This window comes from Erythrobacter sp. CCH5-A1 (assembly GCF_001557115.1).
Taxonomy (GTDB): Bacteria; Pseudomonadota; Alphaproteobacteria; order Sphingomonadales; family Sphingomonadaceae; genus Erythrobacter.
In genome coordinates this window covers 1-7,376 of sequence record NZ_LSKQ01000058.1, presented here as the reverse complement: position 1 = coordinate 7,376, position 7,376 = coordinate 1, and the positions used below count along the sequence as shown (strand labels likewise).

7 protein-coding genes are annotated in these 7,376 nt (G+C 67.5%); 2 read left to right on the top strand and 5 right to left on the bottom strand.

Annotated features, from left to right (window positions below; genetic code table 11):
• Positions 1-84: 84 nt before the first annotated feature.
• Entirely contained in the window at positions 85-789 is a 705-nt protein-coding gene (locus tag AX708_RS03010; protein ID WP_082745641.1) for an EI24 domain-containing protein, read from the bottom strand.
• Between the two features lie 128 nt (positions 790-917).
• Here AX708_RS03010 and AX708_RS03005 point away from each other — a divergent pair, with 128 nt between their 5' ends.
• The gene (locus AX708_RS03005) at positions 918-1,919 is read left to right on the top strand and encodes an adenosine kinase (protein ID WP_066531052.1); all 1,002 of its coding nucleotides are present in this window, start codon (positions 918-920) and stop codon (positions 1,917-1,919) included.
• A 371-nt stretch (positions 1,920-2,290) separates the two neighbouring features.
• On the opposite strand, the gene AX708_RS03000 is transcribed toward AX708_RS03005, so the two are convergent.
• The 4 genes from AX708_RS03000 to purD all read right to left on the bottom strand — a co-directional run bounded on the left by AX708_RS03000 (position 2,291) and on the right by purD (position 5,981).
• The gene (locus AX708_RS03000; RefSeq protein ID WP_066531053.1) at positions 2,291-3,115 is read right to left on the bottom strand and encodes a hypothetical protein; all 825 of its coding nucleotides are present in this window, start codon (positions 3,113-3,115) and stop codon (positions 2,291-2,293) included.
• A gap of 77 nt (positions 3,116-3,192) precedes the next feature.
• On the bottom strand, positions 3,193-3,612 hold the full coding sequence (locus tag AX708_RS02995; RefSeq protein ID WP_066531058.1) for a hypothetical protein: 420 nt from the start codon (positions 3,610-3,612) through the stop codon (positions 3,193-3,195).
• 69 nt (positions 3,613-3,681) lie between these two features.
• A complete protein-coding gene (locus tag AX708_RS20220) occupies positions 3,682-4,638 on the bottom strand; it encodes a hypothetical protein (protein ID WP_156443440.1) in 957 nt (318 codons plus the stop codon).
• Positions 4,639-4,697: 59 nt separating this feature from the next.
• Positions 4,698-5,981: a phosphoribosylamine--glycine ligase gene (gene purD / locus AX708_RS02990; RefSeq protein ID WP_066531061.1), complete on the bottom strand. Its 1,284-nt coding sequence runs from the start codon at positions 5,979-5,981 to the stop codon at positions 4,698-4,700.
• Here purD and xseA point away from each other — a divergent pair.
• On the top strand, positions 5,980-7,376 hold a 1,397-nt coding region (xseA, locus tag AX708_RS02985; RefSeq protein WP_067489494.1), incomplete at its 3' end, for an exodeoxyribonuclease VII large subunit. The genes purD and xseA overlap by 2 nt on opposite strands.

Sequence of the window (7,376 nt, the reverse complement as noted above, 5' to 3'; positions counted from 1 at the left end):
CGGCAGGCTTGCGGGGGCTCGCTCCGCCCGCGCAGCCCGCCAGCGCCATCGCCAGCAGCGCTGCCGTGAGGAGCGGCGCGCGCCTCACGCCTTGGCTCCCACCCGGCGCAGCACCAGATGCGTCCCCGCCGCCGCGCCGACCAGCGGAGCGACGAGGTTCAGCACCGGCACCGCCATCATCCCGGCCACCACCGCGCCGAGGAGGATGCGCTCGGGCCGCGGCACCGGATTGCCGCGTTCGTCGCCCTCGCAGTGCCTCAGCCACGCCATGTCGGTGAGCTCGCGCCCGAGCAGCACCGCGTTGACCCCGAGGATCACCAGCGCCGGGCCCACCGCGGTGAACACCAGCACGCCCGCCACGGGCAGCGCCAGCAGGTTGTAGCCGAGCGCCCGCAGCAGGCCCCGGCTGGCCACCGCCACCTCGCGCGCCAGCGGCAGCGGCCGGGCGCGCTTGGCGAGCTCGGGGTAGTGCCTGGCTTCCACCGCCGCCACCACCTCGTCGGCGAACAGCTGGAGCACCGCCAGCGCCACCACCCGGAACAGCAACCAGAAGGCGGCGATGCCCACCACCAGCGCCACCGCCAGGACCAGCGGCCCGCTCAGCCCCGCGGGCAGCAGGCCTGCGAGCCACGGGCTGGCGAAGAGCCGCGCCAGCGCGACGTAGAGGCCCACCCCGGCACCGGCGAACAACACCAGCGTCAGCCCGATGCTCTTCACCGCGACGCCGATCACGGCGCGGTCGGCGAGCTGGCCGAAGGCTTTGACGATCGCGGCAGGGACGGCGGACATGCCGCATCCGATGCGCAGGCGCCGCAGCGAAGTCAACGCGCCCGTGCTGCACCGCACACAGATCACTTGGCGAGGGCGGCGAAGGCGGCTAGGCGCACGCGCGATCCACCAACCGAGGAAGCCTGCCCGTGCCCGAGACCACCCCGCCCCATTACGACGTCATCGCCATCGGCAACGCCATCGTCGACGTCCTCTCGCCCTGCGAGGACGCGGTGATCGCCGAGCTCGGGCTCAATCGTGGCGGCATGAGCCTGGTGGATGCCGACATGGCCCGCACGATCTACGCCGCGATGGGCCCGGCGACCGAGCGCTCGGGCGGCTCGGCGGCGAACACGCTCGCCGGCATGGCCGCGCTCGGCGCGCGCTGTGCCTTCGTCGGGCAGGTGGCGCAGGACCAGTTCGGCGAGGTCTTCCGCCACGACATCCGCGCCGGCGGCATCGCCTTCGAGACCCCGCCCCTCGCTGGCGACGTCCCGACCGGGCAGTGCCTCATCCTGGTCTCGCCCGATGGCGAGCGGACGATGAACACGATGCTCGGCGCAGGCCAGTTCCTGCACAAGGACGCGATCGACGAGGCCCTCGTCGCCAGCGCCGGCATTCTCTACCTCGAAGGCTACATGTGGGATCCCGTGGAGCCGCGCGCGGCGATGCGGCGGGCGATGGCCGCCGCGCGCGCTGCCGGCCGCAAGATCGCCTTCACCGCGAGCGAGAGCTTCATCATCTCGCTCCACCGCGCCGACTTCCTCGAGCTGATCGATGCCGGCCAGTTCGACATCCTGTTCGTCAACGAGCACGAGCTGGCGACGCTGACCGGCGAGGCTGACTTCGAGACCGGGCTCGCCGCCATCGCCGCCAAGGTGCCGGTGCTGGTCGCCACGCGCAGCGAGAAGGGCGCGGTCGCGATCGCCCATGGAGAGCGCGCCGAAGTCGCCGCCGAGCCGGTCGCCAAGGTCGTCGACACCACCGGTGCGGGCGACCAGTTCGCCGCCGGCTTCCTGACCGGCTATGTCCGCGGCGAGCCGCTCGAGCGCTGCCTCAAGCGCGGCGCGATCTGCGCCTCGGAAGTGATCTCGCACTTCGGCCCGCGGCCCGAGACGGACATGATGAAGCTGATGGAAGAGAGGTTGTAGGGGAGGGGATTTCCGGTTTGCGTGCCCGCCTCCGCGGGCACGTCCTCGGCGCTTTTCCTCCGTCGCTACGCTCCTCCGGGCGCCTGCGGGCGGCCGTTCGGCCTTGCGGCCCTTCGGGCCGATCCAGCGCTTGCCGATTCGGTTGAGGGGCCGCGGGGTGGGGCCGCTTGGTGGGCCGCGCGTTCAGGCTATTTCCCGGTTTCCTGAAGCAGGAGACACGAGAGACACTGTCCAGAGACCGAAAACCTCGGACCAACCCGCAGAGGACTGGCGCGCTCTGGGTGGCTGACGATGGCAAAGAGCAGGCGGCCTTTCTCGGGGCCGGTCGACTCCCCTAACCCATTGCCGGCCCTGTAGGAAAACGCTTTCGTTCAGCCCGCCGCAGTCGCCGGAGAGCGCCGCGCCGGGGTCTTGCCGGCCTCCCACCCGAGCCACGCCGCCGCGCCCCCTGCCGCCACGCCCAGCGCCAGCGTCACCGGAGCCGGGATCGCAGCATAGGCGGCAAAGCCCTCGGCCATGCCCGGCACGAAGGGTGCGAACCACATCGTCACGGCCTGGAGCAGCACGAACCCCGCCGCGATCAGCCACGGCGCGCCGTGCTTGCGGTTCCGCCACCACAGCACCAGCGCGAAAGCCGCCACCAGCACATCGCTGATCGCGATGGTATCGAGGATCGCGTGGGGAAACGCGCTCCCGATCACGTTCATCCACGGCAGGAACTCGCCCATGACCCGGCTGAACGGGCTCTCGAACAGGATCAGCGGGGTCGCGAGCATGTAGCCCGCATGGAGCTTCACGTTGCGGCGATGCTTCAGCGCCAGGTAGAACAGCGTGAGGTAGGCCGCGAGCGCGGTCGCCATGCCCACCCCGAAGGCCGGGCCGAGCGCGGCGATGACCGGGTCGGCGCGCACCAGGAATCGCTCGGCGGCGCGGTTGATGATCATCATGAAGCCGAGCATCATGAAGGGAAACAGCACGAAGCTCGCCCGCCCGAGCCAGCGGTGCAGCTCGTTGGCGCGGCGCTGGATCGTGACCTGCTGGACGATCAGCAGCGCCAGCCACATCATCGACGAGATCGCATGGACATGGAAAGCGAGCGGCACGCCCCCGCCCGACGCGAAATAGCTCGCCCAGAAGCCGGCCACGATGACCAGCAGCACGAAACCCACGAGATACGGCGCGCGGCGATACGGCATCGAGGCTCCCCCTGCCCGATTGCGATGAGGCGGGGTGTATCACGTTCACAAGGGAGGGCAAAGCCGCGCTCTTGCAGCTATTGCGGCGGCACGTAGCCCGCATCGCGCAAGGTCACCATGTAGGCCGCGATCTGGTCGATCTGTTTGCGGGTCAGGGTGAAGTCCATGTCCTCGGGGTAATTGTGCGCATCCGCCAGCCAGTCGCCGAGCGATTTCTCGGAGAGCCCCTGCCGGTTGGCGATCGCGGCAAAGCTGGGCGAGGCGGGGTTGGGCGAGAGGAACGGCGGCTCGACCGCATGGCACCCCCCGCACGCCGCCTCGACAAAGGCTGGCGCACGGGTGTCGCGCGAGGGCGAGGTCGCCTTGCCCACCATCGGCGGCGGGTTCTCCGAGCCCGGCGCGGTGGCGCAGGCGGCGAGCGCGGCGAGGAGGAGTGGGCGGTGGGGCATGGTGGCCTTGTGGGCCTGCTGCGTCACGGCGTCATTGATCGGGATCAAATTTTTCGCCAATACATCAGCAATAAGCCGAGGAATTCGCTCCTTCCCTGCGTCGACCCAGCAGCGCTGCTACCCTTCTTTCGGCAAGAAACGAGTGCAACTTAGGCTAAATGCGATAAGTGCTCGGGGCGCTTTGTTTTCGCGCCCATGAGCAGAAGGATCACTGACGCCTGAGACGTAATATCCCGGTGGGCACTGCCCAGTCGAATTCCATTGCAGCCTGACTGCACTTTCAGGATTGGCGGTCGTACCTATCGAGCGAATTTGCTGACTTAAATTATCAATTTCGAGCTTCAACTGTTCATTCGCTCGCTTTAATTCTGCAATCGCAAAGACTGGATAACCTTCAACAGTATAGGCCGCCCATGGGATTGTGATTTTTTCGGTCCCATTTTCTACCGCAACGGTAACGAAATCGCGTTCCGCAAATGATGCCCGTTTACATGTCAATGTAGCAGTTCCCGGCGAACGGAGCCTAAATCTAGATGAATTTCCTCCATTCCAGAGACACGAAACGCCATCTGAACCATTGGCAAAAAGATTTGCCTGCCCGATCCCAGGACGCTGAAAAGTGGCAGTCAAATTAAATTGATCTTTAAGAACACTATTTGGATCAACCCGGAAAATCACATCTGAGTCGCGACTGTCCAAGCATTGCTTATAAGCATCGTAGGCGCCAGGCGCTATACTGTTAATATATCTTTCATAATAATTTGTCGCAGCCGAATTTGAGTCCGCAGCAGCACAATAACGGCTAGCGACCTGAGCCTCAGATGCCCTTCCCGAAGAGAAGGTTCCCGAGAGAAATTCATAACTCGCACCGAAGGCAGATGAGCGACTACTTCTATTTCCAGACTTGTATTCTTTGCAAAAGCTCTCCGCATGCGAAGCAATCATGCTATCGCTTTCAACTACTGTACTTTGCTCTCTAGATAGCGCGATCAGCGTTTCACAGCCTTGACCTTTCGCTACGGACGGCCAAATGATCGAGATCGCCAAAGCTCCAAAGATAGCAATTCGTCTCATTTTCCGCACCCCCGACTCAAGTTCTTGCATGTTACATAAACTTGAAGTTTAGTAAACATTTAAGCCTTGGGTTTCGAATACTCCCGCGCCACCTCGCGCCACCCGATGTCGTGTCGGCAGAAACCGCTCGGGAAGGCGATCCTGTCGACCGCCGCATAGGCCTTGGCCTGCGCCTCGGTGACGCTCGCTCCGGTTGCGGTGACATTCAGCACCCGCCCGCCGTTGGCCACCAGCGCGCCGTCCTTCAGTGCGGTGCCGGCGTGGAAGACCTTGGCGCCGTCCGCCTCGGCGTCGTTCAATGCGATGGCGCCGCCGTTCTCGGGGGTGCCGGGGTAGCCTTTCGCGGCCATCACCACGGTGAGCGCGGTTTCCTCGGCGAGGTCGATTGCGACGCCCTCAAGGCTGCCGGTCGCGCAGGCGAGGAGGATCGGGACGAGGTCGCTCTGGAGCCGCATCATCAGCACCTGGCATTCGGGATCGCCGAAGCGGGCGTTGTATTCGATCAGCTTGGGGCCGTCCGCCGTCAGCATCAGCCCTGCGAAGAGCACGCCCTGATAGGGGTTGCCCTCCTCGCGCATGGTCCGCACCGTGGGTTCGATGATCTCGGCCATCACGCGGGCCTGCAATTCCGGCGTCAGCACCGGAGCGGGCGAATAGGCGCCCATGCCGCCGGTGTTGGGGCCGGTGTCGCCGTCGCCCACGCGCTTGTGGTCCTGCGCAGAGCCGAAGGGGACAATCTTGGTGCCGTCGGTGAGGGCGAAGAAGCTCGCTTCCTCGCCTTGCATGAACTCCTCGATCACCACCTGCGCGCCTGCGCCGCCGAAGCCGCCGCCGAACATGTCGGCGAGTGTCTCCTCGGCCTCGGCGAGGGTGGCGGCGATCACCACGCCCTTGCCCGCCGCGAGCCCATCGGCCTTGAGCACATAGGGCGCGGCGAAGCGGGCGAGGGCGGCGCGGGCTTCCTCAAGGCTCGACGTGCGCACATAGCCTGCGGTGGGGATACCCGCGCGCTGGCACAGATCCTTGGTGAAGCCCTTCGAGCCCTCCAGCTGCGCGGCGGCCTGCGAGGGGCCGAACACCGGCACGCCCGCCGCGCGCAAGCTGTCCGACAGCCCGTCCACCAGCGGCGCCTCGGGGCCGACGACGACGAGGCCGATGGTGTGCTCGCGGCAGAACGCGATCACCGCCGCATGGTCGGTCACCTCGAGCGCGATCAGCTCGGCCTCCTCGGCGATGCCGGGATTTCCGGGGGCGGCGTAGAGCTTTGCGAGGCTCGGGGATTGCGCCAGCTTCCACGCCAGCGCATGTTCGCGGCCTCCCGAACCCAGAAGCAGGATATTCATGGCGCCTCCGCCGACCAGTGATGATGACGCGGGGCTCGTAGCCCGAGAGCGACAGGGCGACAACGCCCAGCCGCTCACCATCAGCGAGATATCCGCGCTGCTGAAGCGCACTGTGGAAGACCGCTTCGGCTTCGTGCGGCTGCGCGGCGAGCTCTCGGGCGTGAAGCGCGCCGCCTCGGGCCATTTCTACTGCGCCCTGAAGGACGAGGGCGCGGTGATCGACGGGGTGATGTGGAAGGGCAACGCCGCGCGGATGAACTTCCGCGCCGAGGACGGGCTGGAGGTGATCGCCACCGGCAAGCTGACCACCTATCCGGGGCGCTCGAAATACCAGATCGTGATCGACAGCCTCGAGCTGGCGGGCGAGGGCGCGCTGCTGGCGCTGCTCGAGAAGACCCGCTCGAGGCTGGCGGCCGAGGGCCTCTTCGCGCCCGAGAGGAAACGCCGCCTGCCGTTCCTGCCGCAGGTGATCGGCGTCGTCACCTCGCCGACGGGTGCGGTGATCCGCGACATCCTCCACCGCTTGGCTGACCGCTTCCCGAGCCACGTGATCGTCTGGCCGGTGCTGGTGCAGGGGCAGGGTGCCGCAGACCAAGTGGCCGCCGCGGTGCGCGGGTTCTCGGGGCTGGCCCCCGATGGCCCCGTCCCGCGCCCCGACGTGGTGATCGTCGCGCGCGGGGGCGGCTCGATCGAGGACCTGTGGAGCTTCAATGAGGAAGTCGTCGTCCGCGCCATCGCCGAGTGCTCGATCCCGGTGATCAGCGCGGTCGGGCACGAGACCGACACGACCCTCGCCGATTACGCCGCCGACCGCCGCGCGCCCACCCCCACCGCCGCCGCCGAGATGGCGGTGCCGGTGCGCGCCGATCTTGCCTTCACGCTCAATGATCTGGCGAGCCGCCAGCGGCGGGCGGTCTATCGCCCGGTGGAGCTCGGCCGCGAACGCCTCGCCGCGCGCGCCCGGCTGCTGCCGCGCCCGGAGAACCTGCTGGCCCCCCAGACCCAGCGGCTCGACGAGCTGGCAGAGCGCCTGCGCCGCGCGCTGGGCGACCGGTCTGCCAAGGGGCGCGAGCGGCTCGCGGGGGCCGCCGCGCGGCTCTCCCCCAGCCTGCTGACGCGCGCCGCCAGCGAAGCGCAGCGGCGGCTGGAGCGCGCGCGGCTCGTGCCAACGCTGGCCGAGCGCCCTTTGCGCGAGGGCACGCAGCGCCTCGCCGCGCTCGCCCGGGTGATGAGCCAGCTCCATCCCGAAAAGCCGCTCGAACGCGGCTATGCCATCATCCGCGACGCGGCAGGCAAGGCGCTCACCACCCGCGCCGAGGCCGCTGGCCAGGCGCGCGTGCTCCTGCAATGGCGCGACGGCACGCTCGCCGCCATCCCCGAGGGTGCGCCACCACC

Coding starts and splice junctions, on each gene's coding strand:
- AX708_RS20220 (WP_156443440.1), bottom strand. CDS start 4,638: ATGAGACGAATTGCTATCTTTGGAGCTTTGGCGATCTCGATCATTTGG.
- purD (WP_066531061.1), bottom strand. CDS start 5,981: ATGAATATCCTGCTTCTGGGTTCGGGAGGCCGCGAACATGCGCTGGCG.
- AX708_RS03000 (WP_066531053.1), bottom strand. CDS start 3,115: ATGCCGTATCGCCGCGCGCCGTATCTCGTGGGTTTCGTGCTGCTGGTC.
- AX708_RS03010 (WP_082745641.1), bottom strand. CDS start 789: ATGTCCGCCGTCCCTGCCGCGATCGTCAAAGCCTTCGGCCAGCTCGCC.